This is a genomic window from Micromonospora sp. NPDC000663 (assembly GCF_042898105.1).
Classification (GTDB): Bacteria; Actinomycetota; Actinomycetes; order Mycobacteriales; family Micromonosporaceae; genus Micromonospora.
This window is the reverse complement of record NZ_JBIAYR010000002.1, coordinates 574133-597161: the sequence shown is the minus strand read 5'-3', so window position 1 is coordinate 597161 and position 23029 is coordinate 574133. Positions and strand designations below refer to the sequence as shown.

Sequence of the window (23029 nt, the reverse complement as noted above, 5' to 3'; positions counted from 1 at the left end):
CCTATCGACAGGTGATCACGTCACCGTCACGGCAGGGTGGGGGCCGAACCGCCCACCAGCCAGGCGTCGAGAAGCGGTCGCAGCTGCCGGCCCGACACCCGCTCGGCGAGCGCGACGAAGTCGGACGTCGTGGCGTTGCCGCCCGCCCGCTCGGCGGTCCAGGTACGCAGGATGCGGAAGAACACGTCGTCGCCGACGGTGCGGCGCAGCGCGTGCACGGTCAGCGCGCCGCGCTTGTAGACGGCGGTGCCGAACATGCGCTCCCGGCCCGGCTCGACCGACGGCTGCGTCCAGTCCGTCGCCGCGTACTGGATCTCGAAGTTGCGCTGCGTGGTACGCCCGCCGTCGTGCTCCTCCCACAGCCACTCGGCGTAGCTGGCGAAGCCCTCGTTCAGCCAGATGTCACCCCAGCGGGTCAGCGACACGCTGTCGCCGAACCACTGGTGGGCCAGCTCGTGCGCGACGACTCCCTGGTCGGGTCGGTCGCCGCTGAAGAAGGCTGGTCCGTAGACCGGCCGGGACTGGGTCTCCAGGGCGTAGCCGATCCGGTCGTCGGCGAGGACGATCCCGCCGTACGAGTCGAAGGGGTACGGGCCGAAGCGGCTGGCCAGGAAGTCGACGATCTCCCCAGTGCGGGCCACCGAGCTGGCGGCGCCGCCGGTCGCCGGCAGGCTCGCCGCCACGGCGGTGACCATCGGCCGGCCGGCGTGGGTGCCTGTCGTCACCCGGTAGTTCCCGATCACCAGGGTGCTCAGGTAGCTGGCCATCGGGGCGCGCTCGGCCCAGCGCCAGGTGGTCCAGCCGTCGGCGCTGTTCGTCGGGCCGGGCACCCCGTTGCTCAGCGCCGACAGTCCGTCCGGGACGGTCACCGCGATGTCGTAGGTGGCCTTGTCGGACGGGTGGTCGTTGACCGGGAACCAGGTCGCGGCGGAGTCGGGTTGGCCGAGCGCGACCGCCCCGTCGGCGGTGTGCAGGAAGCCGCCGCTGCCGAGTTCACCGTCGGCGATGGCGTCGGGAACGCCCGCGTAGTCGACGGTCACCGTGAACTGCCGGCCGCGGGGCAGCCCGTCGCGTGGGGTCACCACCAGTTCGTCGTCTCTCCGGCGGTGGTCGGCGGACGCGTCGGCGACGGTGACCGCGTCGACGGTCAGGCCGTGCAGGTCCAGGTTGAACCGGGACAGGTCCTGGGTGGCGGTGGCGGTGATGACGGCGCGGCCGGTCAGCCTGTCGCTCGCCGGGTCGTAGCGGACGTCGAGGCCGTAGTGCGTGACGTCGTAGCCGCCGTTGCCGCGCCCGGGCACGTACGGGTCGCCGGCATCGGCGGCGCCCGGCCGGAACCCGTCGGTGCCGGCGCCCGTGCAGCCGGACGCCAGAAGTGCCACCGCACCTGTCAACGCGATGACGCCGGCGGCCAGGCGTCGGCCGGTAGGTGTCCGTCCGGTGCGGACCATGCGCACTCCTCCTGCCGTGAACCACGGTCAGGACGAGCGTAGTCAGCGCCACGCGGCGCGCGGCCCGTATCGACGATCATCAGTTACTTTCGTTGAATCAAACAAAAGTTGGTGCTGATCAATACTTTCTTTTGGCTTCGACCGTCGTTAGTGTCTGACTCCAAGATGTAACGCGTTCGGAACAATCGGACGCGGACGGGCGCTCGGCGGCGCCCCGCGACCGGACCCTCGTCGCACCTCTGCTGATCGTCATCGACGGCAACCACCGTCGCGAAAGGTGGAACGATGCCAGACCAGACCGCACCCGACGCCTCCCCCGCCGGCCGGCTCAGCCGCCGGTCCCTGCTCGCCGCCTCCGCCGGCGCCGCCGCCGCGATCGGCGCGGCCGGGCTCCCCGTCCTCGCCACCGGCACCCCCGCACTCGCCCACCCCAAGGACAAGGGCCGCAGCAGGCTGCGGGTCGAGCCGCTGATCCCGGCGAAGAACCGCGGCATCATCCTCTACAGCGTCCGGGACCGGATCACCGCCGCACCCGACGACAGCGGCGTGCCGTACGGCTTCGAACGCGTCCTCGCCCGGCTCGCCGAGATCGGCTACAAGGAGATCGAGTTCGCTGGTTACACCCAGAGCACCGAGATCCTGGGCCGGCAGATCACCCCTCGCGAGATCCGCAAGATCCTCGACGACAACGGACTGGTCGCCAACGGCACGCACGCCTCGATCCAGGCGGCCACCTTCCAGGAGCAGCTCGACATCGCCGAGGAACTCGGCATGAAGAACATCGGCACCGGCAGCGACCCGACCAACAGCGCGTACAAGGCCGACTGGGACGCCGCCGCCGACACCTGGAACGAACTGGGCCGGCAGGCCCGCGCCCGGGGCATGCGCCTCTACACGCACAACCACGACGTCGCGTACAGCTTCCTGCTCGACTCCGGGCCCCTCGACGCCCAGGGCCGCCCCACCCGTTCGTCGGGCATCCGCCGGCTTGAGTACTTCTTCGGCAGGACCGACCCCCGGTACGTCTTCTTCGAGTTCGACATCTACTGGGGTTACGTCGCCCGGTACAAGCACCAGAAGTACGTCGACCCGGCCGGCCGGGAACAGACCGACCTGTTCGACCCGATCCTCAACGTGGCCGACCGGACCACCAGGTTCCCGCTCTTCCACGCCAAGGACGGCGACCGGGACCCCAGCGTGCCCAACGGCCACCAGATGACGCCGCTCGGCGAGGGCGACATCAACTTCCAGCAGTTCTTCCAGACCATCGGCGAGCGGGACTTCCACCACGCCAACTGGGAGATGGACACCGCGCCAGGCGGCACCGCCAACCGGGCACAGTCGCTGGACTTCGCGGCGCTCAGCTACCGCAACATGTCCGACCTGACCATCTACCTCAAGAAGTAAGCGGGAAGGCCGGCCCCGCCACGGGGGCGGGGCCGGCCTTCCGGCGTCTGATGGGGCAGGTCAGCGGTCCAGGACCAGGCCCACCTTCTGGAACTCCTTGAGGTCGCGGTAGCCGCACTTGGCCATCGCCCGGCGCAGCCCACCGAACAGGTTGAGCTGGCCGTCGGCCTCGTCGGCCGGCCCGAAGAGCAACTCCTCCATCGACCCGAGCGGCTCACCGGCCACCTCGAACGTGCCCCGGGGCAGCGACGGGTGACTCGCCGCCGAGTGCCACCACGCGCCACCGGCGGGCGCCTCGTCGCAGAGCGACAACGGCTCGCCGAGCATCACCGCGTCCGCGCCGCAGCCGAGCGCCTTGGCGATGTCACCGGAGGTCTGGATGTCACCGTCGGCGATCAGGTGCACGTACCGGCCGCCGGTCTCGTCCAGGTAGTCCCGACGGGCCGCCGCCGCGTCGGCGATCGCGGTGGCCATCGGCACCCGGATCCCCAGCACCGACTCGGTGGTCGACCACCCGTCGCCGCCGATGCCCACGATCACACCTGCCGCGCCGGTACGCATCAGGTGCAGCGCCGTCTTGTAGTCGGTGCAGCCACCCACGATCACCGGCAGGTCCAGGTCGGCGATGAACTCCTTGAGGTTCAGCGGCTCGTCGGTGGTCGACACGTGCTCGGCCGACACGATGGTGCCCTGGATGACCAGGATGTCCACCCCGGCGTCCAGGATCACCGGCGCCAGCGCGAGGGTGTGCTGCGGGGAGACCCGCACCGCCACCGTGCCGCCACCGGCGCGCAGCTCGCTCACCCGCTCGGCGATCAGGTCGGGGCGGATCGGCTCCGCGTACACCTCCTGGAGCCGCTTGGTGGCGCGGGCGTCCTCGTCGAGGCCGGCCAACTCCTCCAGCACCTTCGCCGGGTTCTCGTAGCGGGTCCACAGCCCCTCGACGTTGAGGACGCCGAGGCCGCCGAGCTGACCGAGCCGCACCGCCGACGACGGGCTCATCGTGGCGTCCGAGGGGTGCCCGACGCAGGGGATGCCGAACGGGTACGCGTCGAGCTGCCAGGCGGTGGAGACGTCGTCGACGTCCCGGGTCCGGCGGCTCGGCACGATGGCGATGTCGTCCAGGTGGTAGCCGCGCTGCGCGGTCTTGCCCAGCCCGATCTCGACCACGTCACGCATGGGGGACTCCAGGTGGTTGGGGGTGGTGGGGTCAGCGGGTGTGGTAGTTGGGCGCCTCGACTGTCATCTGGATGTCGTGCGGGTGGCTCTCCTTGAGACCGGCCGCCGTGATCCGGATGAGCTGGCCCCTGTCGTGCAGGTCGGGGATGTTCTCCGCACCGGCGTACCCCATCGCCAGCCGCAACCCGCCGACCAGTTGGTGGGCCACCCGGGACAGCGGCCCCCGGTAGGGCACCTGACCCTCGACGCCCTCGGGGACCAGCTTGTCGTCGCTGAGCACGTCCTGCTGGAAGTAGCGGTCCTTCGAGTACGACTTGGCCTGGCCCCGGGACTGCATCGCGCCGAGCGACCCCATCCCCCGGTACGCCTTGAACTGCTTGCCGTTGACGAAGATCAGCTCGCCGGGGCTCTCCTCGCAGCCGGCCAGCAGGCTGCCGAGCATCACCGTGTCGGCGCCGGCGACGAGCGCCTTGGCGATGTCGCCGGAATACTGGATGCCGCCGTCGCCGATCACCGGTACGCCGGCCGGACGGGCGGCCCGGGCGGCCTCCATGATCGCGGTGATCTGCGGGACGCCGACCCCTGCGACGATCCGGGTGGTGCAGATCGCACCCGGGCCGACACCCACCTTGACCCCGTCGGCGCCGGCGTCGACAAGCGCCTTCGCACCGGCGTACGTGGCCACGTTGCCGCCCACGATGTCGATGCTCACGTCCTTCTTGAGCCGGCGGACCATGTCCAGCACGGCCCGCTGGTGGCCGTGCGCGGTGTCCACGATCAGCACGTCCACGCCCGCGTCGACGAGCGTGCGGGCCCGCTTGTACGAGTCCTCGCCGACGCCGATCGCGGCGGCCACCCGGAGCCGACCGGCGCCGTCCTTGGTGGCCTCCGGGTACTGCTCGCTCTTGGTGAAGTCCTTGACGGTGATCAGCCCACGCAGCCGACCCGAGTCGTCAACGATCGGCAGCTTCTCGACCTTGTGCTGGCGCAGCAGCGCGAGCGCGTCGTCCTTGCTCACCCCGACCCGGGCGGTGATCAGCGGGGTACGGGTCATGATCTCGCGGACCGGAGTGTCCGGCTCGGAGACGAACCGCATGTCCCGGTTGGTGACGATGCCGACCAGCTGGCCGTCGCCGTCCACCACCGGCACACCGGAGATCCGGTACCTGCCGCACAGCTCGTCGACCTCGCGCAGCGTGTCGCCGGGGCTGGCCGTCACCGGATTGGTGATCATGCCGGACTCGGAGCGCTTGACCAGGTCGACCTGGAGCGCCTGGTCGTCCACCGAGAGGTTGCGGTGCAGCACACCGATGCCACCCTGACGGGCCATGGCGATCGCCATCCGCGCCTCGGTGACGGTGTCCATCGCGCTGGACAGCAGCGGGATGGTCAGTTCGATGTTGCGGGTGAGCTTCGTACGGGTGTTGACCCGGCTGGGCACCACGTCCGACTCGCCCGGCTGCAACAGCACGTCGTCGAAGGTGAGCCCGAGCGGAACGACCCGGGCCGAGCCGGCCGGCAGCTCGGGCAGGTGGCCGCCCAGGTCGGCGCGCTCGGCGCCGGCCGGAAGATCAGTGCTGGGCGAATTTTCCACGATTGCTCCCCTGAGCTGCTCGGATGGGCTTCAGCGAGGTGGCGCGGGCGGGCACCGGAGCACGCCACGGTGCCGGCACGTTGTCCCATCGTACCCAGTGAGCTGGGCGGCTCCTCCGGTGGCGGGCCGGCCCGTCGCGCGCCCGGGGGCGGACGTCCCCGCCGCGTTGGGTCTACGGTTAGGGGGTGCACGACGAGCCCATCGACCCGTTCAACGGCGACCCGGCCGACCCGACTGCGGGGCTGGACGACCCGGGCGACGACGCGACGCCGGATCCGCTCACCGACGTCGAGCGGCAGGATGTGCTGGAGGACCTCGCCGACCTGGAGATCTACCAGGCCCTGCTGGCGCCGATCGGGGTGCGGGGGCTGGTGATCGAATGCGAGGACTGCCGGGAGCCGCACTACTTCGACTGGGACCTGCTGCGGGGCAACCTGCGCCACCTGCTCAACTCGGGCCGGCCGCGCGTGCACGAGCCCGCGTACGACCCGGATCCGGACCACTACGTGACGTGGGACTACGCCCGCGGGTACGCCGACGGGGTGCACGACACCCTGACCGAGGGCACCGAGGACGAGTCGGCCACTCCCACCGCGACGGACTGAGCCCCGCCGCCGCTCTCCGGCGGCCCTGGATGGTCGCCGCTCTCTGACGGCTCCGGGCGCGGGCGGTGTCAGGCGACCAGGCCGGCGCGAAACCCGGCGGCTACCGCGTGCGCGCGGTCCCGGGCACCGAGCTTGCGGAACAGCCTGCGGGCGTGCGTCTTGACGGTGTCCTCCGACACGAACAGCTCCCGGCCGATCTCCGCGTTGCTCTTGCCCTCGGCCATCCCCAGCAGCACCTGGAGTTCCCGTTCGGTGAGCCCGATCGACGCCCGCGCGGGGCGGGCGCCCGGTGCGGGGCGGACCGGCTCGGCCTGCTCGGTCGGCGTCTCGCCGTTCGCCGGCTCGGCTTCGTCGTCACCGCGCTGCACGGGTACCGACGGCACACCCGCCGACCCTTCGCCGGTCGCCGTGGAGGGCCGGCCGGGTTCGCCCGAGCCACGCAGCGACGGCGTGGAACGGCCCGGGCCGCCGACAGCGGCGGTGTCCCGGGCCGGATCGGTGATCCGTTGCCGGTTCGCCCGACCGGGGGCGGTGAGCAGCAGCAGGGCCTTGGCCACCGCGCTTGTCAGATCGTGGTCGGCGTTCTGGATCAGGCCCCGGGCGCCCGCGCTGATGGTGGCCGCCGCGGCCTCCGACTCCTCGGTCCCGAGCAGCACCACCGCGGCCTGCGGCGCGCGGGCCAGCACCCGGCGGACGAACCCCGCGCTGTCCGGCCGGGTGAGGGCCGTGTCGGCGAGCACCACGTCGGCCGGTCGCTCGGCGAGCCGCAGCATCACCTCGGGATCGGAGACGGCGGTACGGACAATCGCGGACAACCCCAGCCGCGCGGCAGCAGATGTCAGATGCTGCGCCGCGAGCGGTGTCCGAACGCACACAAGAACGGTACGCACTGTGGTCTCCTCTCCGCCCACGAGCAGACCATGACGAGGTCGGCTGGGGAGGGGGTTCCCGGCAATCCTTCGAACTTTTCCGACAGATAGGGCAAAAGCCGCAAGTTCCGGGACGTTCTCGATCACACACGTGTGAGTCGGCGGCGACCCGGGTACCGGGAAGTCCAGGCCGGGAACGGTGCGCCTGCGCGGCCCGCCGCCCGGAAGCCGGCCACAAGGACCTCGCGGTGCCGCGCGGGAGGAGGGGTGCTGATGTCGAACGTACGTAGACTGCCCGGACCCATCGTCGATCTCTGGGACTGGCAGCGGCTCGGTGCCTGTCGAGGGCGCGACAGCGCCCAGTTCTTCCACCCCGACGGTGAGCGAGGCTCCTCCCGACTCCGTCGTGAATCCTCCGCCAAGGCCGTCTGCCGGGCCTGCCCGGTCCGCGCCGAGTGCGCCGCGCACGCGCTGTCGGTACGCGAGCCGTACGGCGTGTGGGGCGGCTTCAGCGAGTCGGAGCGGCTGCGGCTGCTCGCCGTCGGCTGGGAGGACCTCGCCGACCGCCGGCACGCCCGGGTGGACGTGGCCCGGCTGGAGGCCCGGCTCGGCCGCCCGCACAAGTCCACGGTCCCGGCCCAGCGCAACGTCGCCTGACCGCACACACCCAACACCCACGAAACCGCGCCCCGATCCCGGGGCGCGGTTTCGCGTCCCCTGCCACCCGGGACGTGGGGGTCAGCGGACCGTGACCGTGACCGTGTGCCACCCGGTGGCGCCGTCCGGGACGACGCCCTGCCTCCGCTCGGTCTGCGTCTCACCAGTCGCGTCGGTCGCCCGGACCTGGAGGCGGTGCTCGCCCGGCGTGGCGTCCCAGCGCCACGACCACTGCACCCAGGTGTCCACCGACACCGTCGGGGCCAGTTCCGCCTCCTGCCAGGGCCCGCCGTCGACGCGTACCTCGACCCGACGGATGCCCCGGTGCTGCGCCCACGCCACCCCGGCCACGGTGACCGGGCCGGTGGTCAGCCTGTTGCGCGCCCGGGGAGCGTCGATCCGCGACTGGGTCTTGATCGGCCCCTCGACGGACCAGCCCCGCGGCACCCAGTACGCGTCGAAGTCGGCGAACCGGGTCAGCTCCAGCTCGGTGACCCACTTGCAGGCCGACACGTAGCCGTAGAGGCCGGGCACCACCATCCGGACCGGGAAGCCGTGCTCGACCGGCAACGGCTCGCCGTTCATGCCGATCGCCAGCAGGGCGTCCCGGCCGTCGCGCAGGGCGGCCGTGGGAGTGCCGCAGGTCCAGCCGTCGACCGACCGGCCGACGACCTGGTCGGCGTCGTCCTCCGGGCCGACCTCGTCGAGCAGCTCCCGCAGGGGTACGCCGAGCCAGAGGGCGTTTCCGATCAGGTCCCCACCCACCTCGTTGGAGACGCAGGCCAGCGTGACGTACCGCTCGACCAGCGGCCGGGCCAGCAGGTCGGCGTAGCTGTAGGTGCGCTCGGTACGGACCCGCCCGTGGATCCGCAACCGCCAGGTGTCCGGGTCCACCTGCGGCACCACCAGGGCGGTGTCGATCCGGTAGAACCCGAAGTTCGGGGTGACGTATGGCGCGAGCTGGGCCAGCGAGAGGTCCGCGCCCGCCGGAACGGCAGGTGCGGGGGCGACCGGAGCGGGCAGCCGGATCGCGTCCCGGGCGGCCGACACGCCGCGCCGCCCGGCCAGCCAACGACCGCCGAGACCGGCCACCGTAGCGGTGCCGAGAAGCACCCCGGCGCCGGTGAGGAACCGCCGACGCGACTCCGGGTCGGCTACCTCGCCCGGCGCCCGCCCGCCCGACACGTGCGGCTCCAAAGGCGCGGCCGGAGTAACCGGCACCGGCAGGTCGTCGGACGTCCCCCGGGCGGCCGGCGACACCGGCGCCTGCGACGTGGTAGGTGCCGGCGGGGACCAGGGCCAGGGGTTCAGCTCCAGCGGGCCGGCGATGAACAGCCAGAGCACCACGGCAGCCAGACCACCGCCGACAAGCGACGGCAGCGCGTCGAAGACGTCCGCGCCGGGACGGGTCACCGCGGCGGCCACGCCGACGGCGGCGAACGCCGCGATCCCGGCCAGGCCGAGAGCCAACCGGCGTACCGCAAGCATCCCGAACAGCGCGGCGAACGCGCCGAGCAGCACCGCCGTACCGACCAGCAGGGCGATCTTGTCGGCGGTGCCGAAGAGGTCGATGGCGAACTGCTTCACCGACTCGGGGACGGCGTCGACGACCACCCCGCCGACCGCGACGAGCGGCGCCGACCGGGGGCCGGTCAGCACCGCCACCGGCTCGGCGATCCCGATCGCGACGGCGGCAGCGGTCACTCCGGCCAGCGCGGCGTACCGCCGTGACGTGGTGCTCATCGGCCCAGTGTGCGCGATCATTCCGCCGCGTCGCCAACCACGTCAGCGCTCGGTAATGACCTCGTACGACGAACCGGGGCACACCGTCGTACGACGGTGTGCCCCGGGACGGGTGTCGCTACCGGGTCAGAAGCCCGGGCCGTGCTGGTGGCCGTGACCGTGGCCGTGCCCGCCGGCGGCGGCCGGCTCGGCCTGCTCCGGCTTCTCCACCACGAGGCTCTCCGTGGTGAGCAGCAGGCCGGCGATCGAGGCGGCGTTGGTGACCGCGTTGCGGGTCACCTTCACCGGGTCGATGATGCCTGCCTTGACCAGGTCGACGTACTCGCCGGTGGCGGCGTCGAGGCCGTTGCCCCACTGCATGTCGGCGACCTTCTGGGTCACGACGTAGCCGTCGTGACCGGCGTTCTGCGCGATCCAGCGCAGCGGCTCGACGAGCGACTTGCGCACGATCGAGACACCGACCTTCTCGTCACCGGTGAAGCCCAGGTCGTCGTCGAGCACCGGGAGGATCTGCACCAGAGCGGCGCCGCCGCCGGGCACGGTGCCCTCCTCGACCGCGGCCTTGGTCGCCGCGATGGCGTCCTCGATGCGGTGCTTACGCTCCTTCATCTCGACCTCGGTCGCCGCACCCACCTTGATCACGGCGATGCCGCCGGAGAGCTTCGCCAGCCGCTCGGCCAGCTTCTCCCGGTCCCAGTCGGAGTCGGAGGCCTCGATCTCCTTGCGGATCTGGGCCACCCGGTCGGCGACGTCGGCCTTCTGGCCACCGCCGTCGACGATCGTGGTGTTCTCCTTGTCGACCACGACGCGCCGGGCGGTGCCGAGCACCTCCAGGCCGACCTGGTCGAGCTTGTAGCCCAGTTCCGGGGCGACCAGCTCGGCGCCCGTGGAGATCGCGATGTCCTGGAGCATGGCCTTGCGGCGGTCACCGAAGCCCGGGGCCTTGACCGCGCAGACCTTGAGGGTCTTGCGCAGCGAGTTGACCACCAGGGTGGACAGCGCCTGGCCGTCCACGTCCTCGGCGATGATCAGCAGCGGCTTGCTGTTCTGCAGGACCTTCTCCAGCAGCGGCAGCAGCTCCTCGATCGCCGAGATCTTCTGGGTGGTGACCAGGATGTACGCGTCCTCCAGGACGGACTCCTGACCCTCCAGGTCGGTGACGAAGTTCGGCGAGATGAAGCCCTTGTCGAACTGGAGACCCTCGGTCACGTCCAGTTCGGTGGTGAGCATCGAGCCCTCCTCGACGGTGATGACACCGTCGCGGCCGACCCGCTCCATCGCCTCGGCGATCAGGTCGCCGATGGTGGCGTCCTGCGCGGAGATCGTCGCCACGTTCGAGATCGAGTCCTTGTCGGCGACCTCGACGGCCCGGCCGAGCAGCGCCTCGGAGACCTTGGTGGCCGCCGCGTCGATGCCCCGCTTGAGGCCAGCCGGGTTGGTCCCGGCGGTCACGTTGCGCAGACCCTCGCGAACCATCGCCTGGGCCAGCACGGTGGCGGTGGTGGTCCCGTCGCCGGCGACGTCGTTGGTCTTGGTCGCCACCTCCTTGACCAGCTGCGCGCCGAGGTTCTCGTAGGGGTTGGTGAGCTCGATCTCCTTGGCGATGGTCACACCATCGTTGGTGATCGTCGGCGCACCGAATTTCTTGTCCAGGACGACGTTGCGCCCGCGCGGGCCGAGGGTGACCTTGACCGCGTCCGCGAGGGCGTTGACACCGTGCTCCAGCAGGTGCCGGGCGTCGTCCGAGAAGCTCAGGATCTTCGCCATGAATGTCCCTTCGAAGCGCCATTGCCCCGGCCCGGCGAGCCGGACCGGGGCAGTGGCACTGATCGGTTGCTTACTTCTCGATGACCGCGAGGACGTCGCGGGCGGAGAGCACCAGGTACTCCTCGCCGGCGTACTTGACCTCGGTGCCGCCGTACTTCGAGTAGAGGACGGTGTCGCCGACCTGGACGTCAACCGGAACCCGGTTGCCGTTGTCGTCGACGCGCCCCGGGCCCACAGCGAGGACGGTGCCCTCCTGCGGCTTCTCCTTGGCGGTGTCGGGAATCACGATGCCCGACGCCGTGGTGGTCTCAGCCTCGTTCGCCTGGACCACGATGCGGTCCTCGAGCGGCTTGATCGCAACCTTGGTCGCGGTAGTCACGGGCATACCCTCCTGGGGTACTGGTTTCGTTGCTGGCCAGCGGGGCTGACCAGCGTCAATCTGCCTCATGCCACCGGGCGGGGCCGTCGTCGCGGGTGCCGGTCCGCCTGGCGTGCGCACCCGGGTCGCGAGACCCGGAAGCTGGCACCCTCAGGGTGAGAGTGCTAATCGCAGGTTATTCCGTGGCTAGCACTCCGTCAAGGAGAGTGCCAGCGAGTCGCGCCCCGCCAGCCCGGATTTTCCCCTCGACCGGGAGAATGTCGAGGTGGATCTCGACCAGCTGGCGGCGCTGCGTACCCCCGAGGGGTCGGCCGCGCTCACGGCGGCGGCCAGGCTGGCCGGCGGCGACCCGCTGGCCGCGGCGTCGGCGCTGCGCGCGGCCGGGGTGCCTCCGGCGCTGGCCGCGGCGGCGCTCACTCAGGCCGAGCTGCGCCACCGGGCGGTAGGCAAGTTCGGTCCCGCCGCCGCGGGGATGTTCCTCACCCGCGCCGGGCTGGAGCAGGCCACCCGCCTGGTGGTCGCCGACCGGCGGGCCGCCCGGCTGGCCGCCGGCGGCGTCCACGCCCTGGCCGACCTCGGCTGCGGCCTCGGCGCGGACGCGCTTGCAGCCGCCCGCGCCGGCATCCGGGTGTACGGGGTGGAGGCCGACCCGGTGACCGCCGCGATGGCCGCCGCGAACGCCGAGGCGGCCGGACTGGCCGACCTGTTCACAGTCGAGTGCGGCGACGCCACCGCGTTCGACGTCTCCCGGGTCGACGGCGTCTTCTGCGACCCGGCCCGGCGCACCACCGGGACCGGCCGTCGGATCTTCGACCCGCGCGCCTACTCGCCGCCGTGGGACTTCGTCACCGGGCTGGCGCAGCGGGTGCCGCGCACCGTGGTGAAGGTGGCTCCGGGCCTGGACCACACGCTCATCCCCGCCGGCGCGGAGGCGGAGTGGGTAGGCGTGGACGGCGACCTGGTCGAGGCCGCGCTCTGGTGCGGTGAACTGGCCGAGGTGCAGCGCCGCGCCACCCTGTACCGCCGGGAGGGTGACGAGATCCGCCGTCACCAGCTCACCGGCTCGGGCGCCACCGAGGCCCCGGTCGGGCCGCCGCGCCGCTACCTGTACGACCCGGACCCGGCGGTGGTCCGCGCGCACCTCGTCGCCGAGTTGGCCGGCGAGCTGGACGCCACGCTGGCCGACCCGAGCATCGCCTACCTCTACGCGGACCACCCGATCCGCACCCCGTACGCCCGCTGCCTGGAGATCACCGACGTGCTGCCGTTCTCGCTCAAGCGACTGCGCGCACTGCTACGGGATCGCCGGGTGGGCCGGGTGGAGATCCTCAAGCGGGGTTCGGCGCTCACCCCGGAGCAGCTGCGGCGGGACCTGCGGCTGGCCGGCGACCAGGCGGCGAGTCTGGTGCTCACCCGCATCGCCGGGGCACCGACGGTGCTGATCGGCCGACCTGTCGATTAGGTTCGGGGTGTGGCGGGACATGGGACTCCGGCAACGGCACTACTGGTCAAGCGTGGGATCACGCACCGCACCCACCCCTACCGGGTGGCCCCTGACGCACCGAACTACGGCGCACTGGTGGCGGCGGCGCTCGACGTTGCACCAGAGCGGGTGTTCAAGTCGCTGGTGACAGACGTGGACGGCGCCCTCACCGTGGCGGTCGTACCGGTCACCGGCGAACTGGACCTCAAGGCGCTCGCCGCGGCGGTCGGCGGCAAGCGCGCGGCGCTGGCCGACCGGACGGTCGCCGAGCGGGCCACCGGCTATGTACGGGGCGGGATCAGCCCGCTCGGGCAGCGGCGGCGACTGCCCACTGTGCTCGACGACTCCGCACTGGACCTGCCGACGATCTACGTCTCCGCAGGCCGGCGCGGTCTTCAACTCGAACTGTCGGCGGCCGATCTGGTGGCGCTGACCGACGCCCGTACCGCGCCGTTGCAGGCCCGCTGACCGCTGCCGTTACATCCGCCTTCCGCGGGATGTTCGGGGAGTAACAGTTGCGTTGCTGAATTGTTATCGCTCCCAACAAACTTGGCACCTACGCGGTCTTGTGGACCCGGTGTGACGCGAAATACGTTGCCGGACACAACAAAACAACACCTCCCCCACCTCCGAAAGGACCCTGCACATGCGTAAGGGGATCCTCACCATCGCCGCCGTGGGCCTGCTCGCGACCGGCGGCCTGACTGCTTGCAACGACGACTCCAGCCCGGAAGCGGGCAGCTCCGCCAAGACCCCCAAGATCGGCGTGATCCTTCCGGACAGCAAGTCCTCGGCCCGCTGGGAGACCGCGGACCGACGCTTCCTTGAGGAGGCGTTCAAGTCCGCCGGTGTGCAGTACGACATCCAGAACGCCCAGAACGACAAGACCGCCTTCCAGACCATCGCCGACCAGATGATCACCAGCGGCGTCACCGCTCTCATGATCGTCAACCTGGACTCCGGCACCGGCAAGGCCGTGCTCGACAAGGCCAAGTCGCAGGGCGTCGCCACCATCGACTACGACCGCCTCACGCTGGGCGGCTCGGCCCAGTACTACGTCAGCTTCGACAACGAGACCGTCGGCAAGCTCCAGGGCGAGGGTCTGTCGAAGTGCCTGACCGAGAAGGGCGTCAAGAACCCGGTCGTGGCGTACCTGAACGGTTCCCCCACCGACAACAACGCCACCCTGTTCAAGGCCGGCTACGACTCGGTGCTCAAGCCGAAGTTCGAGAGCAAGGAATACACCAAGGGCCCTGAGGACTCCGTGCCCGCGTGGGACAACGCGCAGGCCACGACGATCTTCGAGCAGCAGCTCACCACGGCCAAGGGCAAGATCGACGGCGTGCTGGCCGCCAACGACGGCCTCGGCAACGCGGCCATCTCGATCCTGAAGAAGAACAACCTCAACGGCAAGGTGCCGGTGACCGGGCAGGACGCCAGCACCGAGGGCCTGCAGAACATCCTCGCCGGCGACCAGTGCATGACCGTCTACAAGGCCGTGCGGGAAGAGGCGAAGGCCGCCTCCGACCTGGCCGTCGCCCTCGCCAAGGGCGAGCGGAAGGACACCGGCCAGACGGTGAAGGACCCCGAGGGCGGTCGCGACGTCCCCTCGGTGCTGCTCACCCCGAAGGCCATCTACAAGGACAACATCAAGGACGTCATCGCCGACGGCTACGTGACCAAGGAAGCGGTCTGCACCGCAGCGTTCGCCAAGGCCTGCGCCGACGCCGGCATCAGCTGACCGACGCCGCAGTACCCGCCGGGACGACCATCGCCGCCCGGCACGGGAGGATCCCTCCCGTGCCGGGCGGCGCCCGCCGGACGGGCCCCGACACTCCCTTAAGAAGGAGAACCCCGTGTCCGCGACCCCCCTGCTGGAGCTCCGCGGGATCGACAAGAGCTTCGGTCCCGTCCAGGTACTCCGCGACGTCGCCCTGACCGTGCACCCGGGTGAAGTGACCGCACTGGTCGGCGACAACGGCGCCGGCAAGTCGACCCTGGTGAAGTGCATCAGCGGCATCCACCCCACCGACGCCGGCGAGTTCCTGTTCAACGGTGAACAGGTGCACATCGGCAGCCCCCGCGACGCCGCCACGCTCGGCATCGAGGTCGTCTACCAGGACCTCGCGCTCTGCGACAACCTGGACATCGTGCAGAACATGTTCCTCGGTCGGGAGAAGCGCAGCGGCATCGTCCTCGACGAGCCCACAATGGAACAACTCGCCGCCGAGACGCTGGCCGGGCTCTCCATCCGTACCGTCACCTCGCTGCGCCAGCACGTGTCCAGCCTCTCCGGCGGCCAGCGCCAGACCGTGGCCATCGCCAAGGCGGTGCTGTGGAACAGCAAGCTGGTCATCCTCGACGAGCCGACCGCGGCGCTCGGCGTGGCACAGACCGCGCAGGTGCTCGAACTGGTCCGCCGCCTCGCCGACAACGGTCTGGCAGTGGTGCTCATCTCGCACAACATGAACGACGTCTTCGCCGTCTCCGACCGGATCGCCGCCCTGTACCTCGGCCAGATGGTCGCCCAGGTGAAGACCACCGACATCACCCACGCCCAGGTGGTCGAGCTGATCACCGCCGGGCGCTCGGGCGCGCTCGGCCTCACGACCGAGACTGGCAGCAACGGCGACGGCACGCAGCCGGCCGACTCGATCCCAGGAGGCCTCCGATGACCACCACCGCCGTGCGCAAGGACGGCCCGGCGGCCGTCACACCGCCACCGACCGTCGGAAGCCATGCCCGCACCTACCTGAGCCGGGTACGCGGCGGCGACGTCGGCGCGCTACCGGCCGTGCTCGGTCTGATCGTGCTCTGCACCGTCTTCGCGGTCATGCGGCCGTCGTCGTTCCTGTCGGCAGGCAACTTCGCGAACCTCTTCACCCAGGGCGCGGCGGTCACGCTCATCGCGATGGGCCTGGTCTTCGTGCTGCTGCTCGGCGAGATCGACCTCTCCGCCGGCTTCGCCAGCGGCGTCTGCGCCGCGGTACTGGCCAATGTGGTCACCGTGCTCGGGTACCCCTGGTGGGTGGCCGTGCTCGCCGCGATCGCCACCGGCCTGGTCATCGGCACCACCCTCGGACTGCTCGTCGCGAAGATCGGCATCCCGTCCTTCGTGGTCACCCTCGCCGGCTTCCTCGCCTTCCAGGGCATCGTGCTGCTGCTGGTGAAGGAGGGCACCAACATCTCCGTCCGCGACGACGTGCTTGTCGCCATCTCCAACCGCAACCTCAGCCCCGCCCTGGGCTGGGCGCTCGTCGCCCTCGCGGTCGTCGGCTACGCGGCGGTGCAACTGCTGCGCCACCGCAAGCGGGTGGCCCGCGGTCTCATCTCCGACCCGATCGCCGTGGTCGCGCTCCGGATCATCGGGCTCGCCGTCATCCTCGGCACGGCCGTGTACGTCCTCAACCTGGAACGCAGCCGCAACGTCCTGATCAGCTCGCTCAAGGGCGTGCCGATCGTGGTACCGATCATCGCGGTGCTGCTGGTCATCTGGACCTTCGTGCTCCAACGCACCAGCTACGGCCGGCACATCTACGCCGTGGGCGGCAACCGGGAGGCCGCCCGCCGGGCCGGCATCGGGGTCGACAGGATCCGGATCTCGGTCTTCATGATCTGCTCGTCCATGGCCGCCGTCGGCGGCATCGTGGCGGCCAGCCGGGCCAACTCGGTCGACCCGAACACGGGGGGCAGTAACGTACTGCTCTACGCGGTCGGCGCGGCCGTCATCGGTGGCACCAGCCTCTTCGGAGGAAAGGGCCGCGTCCTCGACGCCGTGCTCGGCGGCGCGGTGGTCGCGGTCATCGAAAACGGAATGGGCCTCATGGGGTACAGCGCGGGAGTCAAGTACGTGGTCACCGGCGTCGTACTGCTGCTCGCCGCCAGCGTCGACGCCCTGTCCCGCCGCCGCGCGGCAGCAACCGGCACCCGTTGACCGCGCGGGAGGTAGCACCACCATGCGCGCAGGACCGAGCCAGGACGACGTCCGACGACAGAACCTCGGTGCCCTGCTACGGCACGTACACGTCCACGGTGCGACCACACGTGCCGAACTGACCACCACGCTGGGCCTCAACCGCAGCACCATCGGAGCGCTCACCGCCGACCTGTCCGCGGTGGGACTGGTCAGCGAGGGGGCACCGAAGGAGACCGGGCGGGCCGGACGACCGTCACTCGTCGTCCGGCCCGAGTCCGCCCGGGTCTACGCGTACGCGTACTCCGTCGAGGTGGACCGGCTGCGCGCGGCCCGGATCGGGCTGGGTGGAGCGGTCCTGGACCGCCGGGATCTGGACCGGCCGCGTGGCCTGGTGGCCGCCGAGGCCGCGCCGCTGCTGGCCGGCGCGGTCAAGGAGATGCAGCAGGCGGTACCTGCCGACGCGATCTGTGTGGGCGCCGGCGTCGCGGTGTGCGGCATGGTCCGCCGCGAGGACGGCCTGGTCCGGCTCGGCCCCACCACCGGCTGGGTGGACGAACCGATCGGCGCCGCCCTCGGCGCCGAACTCGGCCTCGACGTGCCGGTCACGGTCGGCAACGTGGCCGACATGGCCGCTTTCGCCGAACACGCCCGAGGGGTGGCCGCCGGCTGCGACAACGTCATCTACCTGTACGGCGATGTCGGTGTCGGTGCCGGCATCATCGCCGGTGGCCGCCGGCTCACCGGGCACGGCGGGTACGGCGGCGAGGTCGGCCACATGAAGGTGGTCCGCGACGGTATGCCCTGCGAGTGCGGCGCACGGGGCTGCTGGGAGACCGAGATCGGCGAGCACGGACTGCTCCGCGCGGCGGGGCGCTCCGACGCGCGGGGACGCGACGCGCTGCTCGCCGTCTTCGACGCCGCCGACCGGGGTGACGCCCGAGCCCAGACGGCGGTGCGTCAGGCCGGTGACTGGCTCGGTTTCGGGGTGGCCAACCTGGTGAACGTCTTCAACCCGGAGATGGTCATCTTCGGCGGCACCATGCGCGACCTCTACCTGGCCGCCGCCGCCCAGATCCGCAGCCGGCTCAACTCCAACGCGCTCGGCGCCTGCCTGGAACACGTCCGGCTGCGTACCCCCCAACTGGGTGGGGACGCGCCCCTGATCGGCGCCGCCGAACTGGCCTTCGAACGGCTCCTCGCCGACCCCCTCGACGTGGGCTGATCCGCGTACCCTGTCCGGCGTGGATGTCGAGCTGCGCGCCTCCGACGACGACCGTCACCGGGTGGTCGCCGATCTGCACCGGCACACCACCGCCGGCCGGCTCACCCTCGACGAGTTCTCCGAGCGCGTCGGTGCGGTGTGGACGGCCCGTACCCTCGTTGACCTGGCCGCGCTGACCCGTGACCTGCCGGCCCTGCCCGACGACCAGGCAACCGCGGCGACAGGCGTGGGGCACGCCCGCCGGGAGCTGCTGGTGCTCTTCGCCGTCGCCGCGCTCACGCTGCTGCTGCTCGGCGGGTTCCTCGCCGTCACCCGCTGATCCGCGTCGCCGCCGGGTGAACTGATCGCACGATCAGTCCGTATCAGTGGGCGGGCGGGCAGCCGGCACGTACGGCTGCCCGGTCCACGCGTTTCGGTCCGGACCGAGGAGGCACCACAGACATGGCACCGCTCAGATCCGCCCGTCGCTGGCTGGGCAACCGGACCCACCGGACGGCGATGCTGCTCATCGCGATCATCGCCGGGGTCGGCGTCCTGCCCGGCGTGGCTGTCGCCGCCCCCGCCGGGCAGCAGCTCAACGCCGCCGACATGACCCTGCTCAACGGTGTGCGGCTGGCTGGGCTGTGGGAGATGCCAGCCGGTCAGATGGCCGCCGAGAAGGGGCAGTCGGCGAAGGTCCGGGAGATCGGTGCCGGCATCGCCAACGAGCACCAGAAGCTCGACGAGCTCGTCGTGGCGGCGGCCAACAAGCTCGGCGCGACCATTCCCACCGAACCCACGGCCGAGCAGAAGGGCTGGCTGGCGGAGATGCAGAACGCCTCCGGCGCCCGGTTCGACCAGATCTTCGTGACCCGGCTGCGGGTCGCCCACGGCAAGATCTTCCCGGTGATCGGCGCGGTGCGGGCCAGCACCCGGGATGCGACAGTGCGCAAGCTCTGCGACGACGCCAACGGCTTCGTGATGCACCACATGCAGATGCTGGAGAGCACCGGGCTGGTCCGCTGGCCGGAACTGCCGCCTGCGGCGCTGCCCGCCCCCGGCAAGGACGGCCTGCTCGCCGCCGCCGGGGCGAACGCCGGTCCCCAGGTCGGGGTCAGCAGCACCGTCGTCTGGCTGGTGTTCCTCGCCGCGCTGGGCACCGGTGGGATCGCCACCTACCGGATGCTGCGCCGCCACTGACCGTCGCGGCGGTGTCGGTGGCCCGGGTCAGCGGTCGACCTGGGTGAAGTCCCAGGAGTGCGGGGCGCGGGCCACCAGCAGGGCGGGCGGATCGGGCAGCGGGCGCGGGTTGCTGCGCCACTTGGAGATGACCACTACCCGGTGGTCGGTGGAGGAGAAGACCTCACTGGACACGTGCAGCGGGTCGTGTTCCACCTCGGGCAGCGCAGTGTCGCACACCCAGGTGATCAGGTCGGCAACCCCGTACGCCTCGGCCCGCGCCTCCCACATCCGCACGATCATGTCCGTCGCCCCCGTCACACGCTTACCGTTGTCAGCGGCAGCGCCGAGTCGGCCGGCAGATCCAGCCGGCTCGGCGCGACGCCCGCGGCGACCAGGTGCGAACCGAGCGCGGCGACCATCGCCCCGTTGTCGGTGCACAGCTTCGGCCGGGGCACCCGGACCCGGATGCCGTACTTCTCGGCCCGCTGCTCGGCCAGCGCCCGCAGCCGTGAGTTCGCGGCCACTCCCCCGCCGATCACCAGGGTCTCGATGCCCTGCGCACGGCAGGCGGCGAGCGCCTTGCTGGTCAGGACGTCACAGACCGCCTCCTGAAAGGACGCGGCCACGTCGGCCACCGGGACCGGCTCGCCGGCGCGCTGTCGCGCCTCGACCCAGCGGGCCACCGCCGTCTTGAGCCCGGAGAACGAGAAGTCGTACCGGTGCGCCGCGAGGTCCTTGGCGGCGGTCAGACCGCGCGGGAAGGCGATCGAGGCGGCGTCGCCGGCGCGGGCCTCCCGGTCGATGGGCGGGCCACCGGGGAACGGCAGCCCGAGCAGCCGGGCGACCTTGTCGAACGCCTCACCGGCCGCGTCGTCGATGGTGGCGCCCAGCGGGGTGACGCCCCGGGCCAGGTCGTCGACGAGCAGGAGCGACGAGTGGCCGCCGGAGACCAGCAACGCGATGGCGGGCTCCGGCAGCGGGCCGTGTTCCAGGGTGTCCACGGCGACGTGCGCGGCCAGGTGGTTGACGCCGTACACGGGCTTCTCGGCGGCGAGCGCGTACCCCTTGGCGGCGGCGACACCCACCAGCAGCGCGCCGGCCAACCCCGGCCCGGAGGTGACCGCGATCGCGTCGATGTCGGCCAGGGTGACGCCTGCCTCGGTAAGCGCCCGCTGCATGGTCGGCACGATGGCTTCCAGGTGGGCGCGGCTGGCCACCTCGGGCACCACGCCCCCGAACCGGGCGTGCTCCTCGACGCTGGAGGCGAGAGCGTCGGCCAGCAGGGTGTGCCCCCGCACGATGCCGACGCCGGTCTCGTCGCAGGAGGTCTCGATGCCCAGGATCAGCGGTTCGTCAGCCATGGTCGTGTGGTCCGTCCCCGGTCGGCTCGGCGTCGCGCTGCATGACCAGCGCGTCGGTGTTTGTCGCTTGGTAGTAGCCGCGTCGTACCCCGATCGGCTCGAACCCGTAGGTCGCGTAGAGCCGTTGGGCGGCGACGTTGTCCACGGCGACCTCCAGCAGGGTCCTGCGGGCGCCGCGTCGGTCCGCCTCGGCGAGCAGGTCCTCCAGCAGGACGCGCCCGATGCCGCGCCGCTGGACGTCCCGGCGGACGGCGATGACCTGTACCCACACCTCGTCCGGTGGGGCTCCGGCCAGCCCGGCGTAACCGAGGACAGTGCCGTCGTCGTCGGTGGCGACCCGGTAGTGATGCCCGTTGGCCAGCTCGTTCCAGAACATGGCCGGGGACCACTTCCCGGGCCCGAACAGGTCCGCCTCGGTCGGCATCACCTCGTCGATGTGCCACCAGCGGAACGGTTCGAGTCGCACCGCCGTCACGGGAGTACCGGTTTGCGGCCGGTGGCCGCCACGGCGTCCGGACGGCGCAGGTAGAGCGGGGTGAGCCGCTCGCCGGGGGCGCCGGCCCGGATCCGCTCGGCGGCGAGCGACGCCAGGACGGTGGCGTCCGGGTAGCGCGGCTCGACCCGGACCGGAAGATCCAGAACCTCGGCGTACCGGTGCGCGCCGTCGCCGACCGCGACAAGCGCGCCCAGCTCGCGGGCCCGGGCGGCGGCCACGGCGGGCGTGGAGACCTCGGGTCCGACGACGCGCTGGCCAGCACCGTCGTAGACGGCCCAGTAGAGCTCCTTGCGGCGGGCGTCGCTGGCGGCCAGCACCGGCTCGCCGGCCGCCGCCGGGTAGCCGATGGCGTCAAGCGAGCAGACACCGTACGTGGGGATGCTGAGCACCTGACCCATCGTGGCGGCGGTGACCAGGCCGACCCGCAGCCCGGTGAACGGCCCCGGGCCGAGCCCGGCGACGATCGCGGTCAGGTCACGAGGACGCACACCGGCGTCGGCGAGGACCGCGTCGACCTGGGGCGCCAGCAGTTCGCCGTGCGCGCGGGCATCGACAGTGCACCGGTGCGCGCGGGACGCGACACCGTCCGCCGAAACCTCCACGAGCGCCGCGGTCACCGCAGGAGTCGAGCTGTCCACCACGAGTACGAGCACGGTAAGCCAGCCTAGCGGCCCCGCCGGGAACCTCCGGCCACGCCCCGCCCCGCTCCCACGCCCGCCCACGCCGCTCCGCCCGCTGTCGCACTGGTGGGCTCGACCGCCGCCCACGACGACCTTCGGCTGCCTCCCGTCCTCCGTCGCGCCTCGCCGCAGGCAACTCCACGGCCGTCGCTGCGCGAGCGCCCACCCGCCGGACGAATCACGATCCGCCGGCCACCCGGTCGACGCCCGGCCGAGCCGCGAGCGGCACGGCCGCGTTGACCCGAGGCGAGCCCTGCGCCCGACCGTCGAGTCGTACATCCGGCTCAGCGGTGTCCTCCCCGCTCGGGTGTGGGCCATCATGCCGGGATGCCGTCCACGCGCCTCGTCACCCTGCTCGGCAATACCGTTCGACACCAACGGCACCTGCGCCAGCTGACCCAGTGCGAGCTTGCCGAAGCGGCAAAGGTCAGCCAGGCGGCGGTGGCCCGCATCGAGAGCGGCAGCCGCGCGCCGAGCGTCGCCGTCCTCGAGGCGCTGCTCGCCGCCATGGACGTGCAGTTGGTTGTCGACGTGGAGCCGCTGGACGCGCACCTCGACGCCCGGATCGCCGAGCTGGCCGCCCGACCCATCGTCGAGCGGATCGCCGGGCTGGACCTGGATCGGGTGCTGGACCAGCTGCCCGACGTTCCGCAGGTGCTCACCGGCTGCACCGCGGCGCTGCTCCAGGGTGCGCCGGTGCCTGTCGACGCGCCGGAGATCGCCCTGCGGTGGCAGGACTCGAAAGAGTTCACCCGCTGGCTGGAGGCGAACTACGGGCAGCGGTGGAACGCCCGTTGGGGCGAGTTCGGCGGGATCTGGTTGGAGCCCGAGGAGCCGGGCGAGCACAGGTGGTCGACCCGTCACGGGGAGATCAGGGCCGTGATGTGCGACGAGCTTCCCGAAACCATCCAGGTACGCCATGGCGGGCGCGACTACCGGGTGGTGCCCCTGGCCGAGCTGGAACTGACCGAACCGCGCGCCGCCGAACTGCTGCGCCGCCAGCGGGCCCGGCTACCGACCACCGAGGGTTGACCCGCCGGTCGGTAGCCGGGATGGACC

General features: G+C 71.6%; 23 protein-coding genes. 12 read left to right on the top strand and 11 right to left on the bottom strand.

The genetic code is table 11. The annotated features are described in order from the left end of the window. Positions 1 to 26 precede the first annotated feature (26 nt). A complete protein-coding gene (locus tag ACFY1S_RS11500) occupies positions 27 to 1451 on the bottom strand; it encodes a M1 family metallopeptidase (protein WP_387115636.1) in 1425 nt (474 codons plus the stop codon). Positions 1452 to 1736: 285 nt separating this feature from the next. On the opposite strand from ACFY1S_RS11500, the gene ACFY1S_RS11495 reads away from it, so the two are divergent. Next, entirely contained in the window at positions 1737 to 2858 is a 1122-nt protein-coding gene (locus ACFY1S_RS11495; RefSeq protein ID WP_387115633.1) for a sugar phosphate isomerase/epimerase family protein, read from the top strand. A 60-nt stretch (positions 2859 to 2918) separates the two neighbouring features. Here the strand turns inward: ACFY1S_RS11495 and ACFY1S_RS11490 are convergent, their stop codons facing one another. Together ACFY1S_RS11490 and guaB are read right to left on the bottom strand one after the other, a co-directional pair. Next, complete coding sequence (locus tag ACFY1S_RS11490) at positions 2919 to 4037, bottom strand: GuaB3 family IMP dehydrogenase-related protein (protein ID WP_364375411.1); 1119 nt, start codon at positions 4035 to 4037, stop codon at positions 2919 to 2921. Positions 4038 to 4068: 31 nt separating this feature from the next. Continuing rightward, positions 4069 to 5631 carry an IMP dehydrogenase gene (gene guaB / locus ACFY1S_RS11485; RefSeq protein ID WP_387115630.1) on the bottom strand — a complete coding sequence of 521 codons (1563 nt, stop codon included), beginning with the start codon at positions 5629 to 5631 and terminating at the stop codon, positions 4069 to 4071. A gap of 185 nt (positions 5632 to 5816) precedes the next feature. Between guaB and ACFY1S_RS11480 the strand changes: the two genes are divergently transcribed. Further along, entirely contained in the window at positions 5817 to 6236 is a 420-nt protein-coding gene (locus ACFY1S_RS11480) for a DUF5319 domain-containing protein (protein ID WP_387115627.1), read from the top strand. 68 nt (positions 6237 to 6304) lie between these two features. Here ACFY1S_RS11480 and ACFY1S_RS11475 read toward each other — a convergent pair whose 3' ends face one another. Next, a complete protein-coding gene (locus ACFY1S_RS11475) occupies positions 6305 to 7126 on the bottom strand; it encodes a response regulator transcription factor (protein WP_387115624.1) in 822 nt (273 codons plus the stop codon). A 252-nt stretch (positions 7127 to 7378) separates the two neighbouring features. Between ACFY1S_RS11475 and ACFY1S_RS11470 the strand changes: the two genes are divergently transcribed. Continuing rightward, positions 7379 to 7762 carry a WhiB family transcriptional regulator gene (locus ACFY1S_RS11470; RefSeq protein ID WP_139583648.1) on the top strand — a complete coding sequence of 128 codons (384 nt, stop codon included), beginning with the start codon at positions 7379 to 7381 and terminating at the stop codon, positions 7760 to 7762. A gap of 81 nt (positions 7763 to 7843) precedes the next feature. Here ACFY1S_RS11470 and ACFY1S_RS11465 read toward each other — a convergent pair whose 3' ends face one another. The 3 genes from ACFY1S_RS11465 to groES all read right to left on the bottom strand — a co-directional run bounded on the left by ACFY1S_RS11465 (position 7844) and on the right by groES (position 11657). Continuing rightward, entirely contained in the window at positions 7844 to 9526 is a 1683-nt protein-coding gene (locus ACFY1S_RS11465) for a molybdopterin-dependent oxidoreductase (protein ID WP_387115620.1), read from the bottom strand. A 105-nt stretch (positions 9527 to 9631) separates the two neighbouring features. After that, positions 9632 to 11272, bottom strand: coding sequence for a chaperonin GroEL (gene groL / locus ACFY1S_RS11460; RefSeq protein ID WP_387115618.1), 1641 nt, complete (start codon positions 11270 to 11272; stop codon positions 9632 to 9634). Between the two features lie 70 nt (positions 11273 to 11342). Further along, positions 11343 to 11657, bottom strand: coding sequence for a co-chaperone GroES (gene groES / locus ACFY1S_RS11455; RefSeq protein ID WP_030330046.1), 315 nt, complete (start codon positions 11655 to 11657; stop codon positions 11343 to 11345). Positions 11658 to 11916: 259 nt separating this feature from the next. Between groES and ACFY1S_RS11450 the strand changes: the two genes are divergently transcribed. The 8 genes from ACFY1S_RS11450 (at position 11917) to ACFY1S_RS11415 (ending at position 19451) form a co-directional block, all read left to right on the top strand. Beyond that, positions 11917 to 13113 (top strand): methyltransferase domain-containing protein, encoded by a 1197-nt coding sequence (locus tag ACFY1S_RS11450; protein ID WP_387115615.1) that lies wholly within the window; start codon positions 11917 to 11919, stop codon positions 13111 to 13113. Positions 13114 to 13122: 9 nt separating this feature from the next. Continuing rightward, positions 13123 to 13602 (top strand): Cys-tRNA(Pro) deacylase, encoded by a 480-nt coding sequence (gene ybaK / locus ACFY1S_RS11445; RefSeq protein WP_387115612.1) that lies wholly within the window; start codon positions 13123 to 13125, stop codon positions 13600 to 13602. 178 nt (positions 13603 to 13780) lie between these two features. Then, positions 13781 to 14875 carry a sugar ABC transporter substrate-binding protein gene (locus ACFY1S_RS11440; RefSeq protein ID WP_387115609.1) on the top strand — a complete coding sequence of 365 codons (1095 nt, stop codon included), beginning with the start codon at positions 13781 to 13783 and terminating at the stop codon, positions 14873 to 14875. A 115-nt stretch (positions 14876 to 14990) separates the two neighbouring features. Continuing rightward, the gene (locus ACFY1S_RS11435) at positions 14991 to 15809 is read left to right on the top strand and encodes an ATP-binding cassette domain-containing protein (protein WP_387115606.1); all 819 of its coding nucleotides are present in this window, start codon (positions 14991 to 14993) and stop codon (positions 15807 to 15809) included. Next, complete coding sequence (locus tag ACFY1S_RS11430) at positions 15806 to 17068, top strand: sugar ABC transporter permease (protein WP_387115603.1); 1263 nt, start codon at positions 15806 to 15808, stop codon at positions 17066 to 17068. The genes ACFY1S_RS11435 and ACFY1S_RS11430 overlap by 4 nt, the downstream gene beginning before the upstream one ends. Before the next feature lie 22 nt (positions 17069 to 17090). Then, positions 17091 to 18272 (top strand): ROK family protein, encoded by a 1182-nt coding sequence (locus ACFY1S_RS11425; RefSeq protein WP_364375445.1) that lies wholly within the window; start codon positions 17091 to 17093, stop codon positions 18270 to 18272. 19 nt (positions 18273 to 18291) lie between these two features. Next, positions 18292 to 18591: a DUF1707 domain-containing protein gene (locus tag ACFY1S_RS11420; RefSeq protein WP_387115599.1), complete on the top strand. Its 300-nt coding sequence runs from the start codon at positions 18292 to 18294 to the stop codon at positions 18589 to 18591. A 122-nt stretch (positions 18592 to 18713) separates the two neighbouring features. Further along, complete coding sequence (locus ACFY1S_RS11415) at positions 18714 to 19451, top strand: DUF4142 domain-containing protein (protein ID WP_387115596.1); 738 nt, start codon at positions 18714 to 18716, stop codon at positions 19449 to 19451. 27 nt (positions 19452 to 19478) lie between these two features. Here ACFY1S_RS11415 and ACFY1S_RS11410 read toward each other — a convergent pair whose 3' ends face one another. The 4 genes from ACFY1S_RS11410 to tsaB are packed head-to-tail and all read right to left on the bottom strand — an operon-like array spanning position 19479 to position 21943. Beyond that, positions 19479 to 19733, bottom strand: a complete 255-nt coding sequence (locus ACFY1S_RS11410; protein WP_030330028.1) for a hypothetical protein — start codon at positions 19731 to 19733, stop codon at positions 19479 to 19481. 14 nt (positions 19734 to 19747) lie between these two features. Continuing rightward, positions 19748 to 20794, bottom strand: coding sequence for a tRNA (adenosine(37)-N6)-threonylcarbamoyltransferase complex transferase subunit TsaD (gene tsaD, locus ACFY1S_RS11405; protein ID WP_007465128.1), 1047 nt, complete (start codon positions 20792 to 20794; stop codon positions 19748 to 19750). Continuing rightward, positions 20787 to 21269 (bottom strand): ribosomal protein S18-alanine N-acetyltransferase, encoded by a 483-nt coding sequence (rimI, locus tag ACFY1S_RS11400; RefSeq protein ID WP_244295232.1) that lies wholly within the window; start codon positions 21267 to 21269, stop codon positions 20787 to 20789. Before rimI ends, tsaD begins: the two co-directional genes overlap by 8 nt. Continuing rightward, the gene (gene tsaB, locus ACFY1S_RS11395; RefSeq protein ID WP_387115592.1) at positions 21266 to 21943 is read right to left on the bottom strand and encodes a tRNA (adenosine(37)-N6)-threonylcarbamoyltransferase complex dimerization subunit type 1 TsaB; all 678 of its coding nucleotides are present in this window, start codon (positions 21941 to 21943) and stop codon (positions 21266 to 21268) included. The genes rimI and tsaB overlap by 4 nt, the downstream gene beginning before the upstream one ends. Before the next feature lie 354 nt (positions 21944 to 22297). Here tsaB and ACFY1S_RS11390 point away from each other — a divergent pair, with 354 nt between their 5' ends. Further along, the gene (locus ACFY1S_RS11390) at positions 22298 to 23002 is read left to right on the top strand and encodes a helix-turn-helix domain-containing protein (protein WP_387115589.1); all 705 of its coding nucleotides are present in this window, start codon (positions 22298 to 22300) and stop codon (positions 23000 to 23002) included. Positions 23003 to 23029 lie beyond the last annotated feature (27 nt).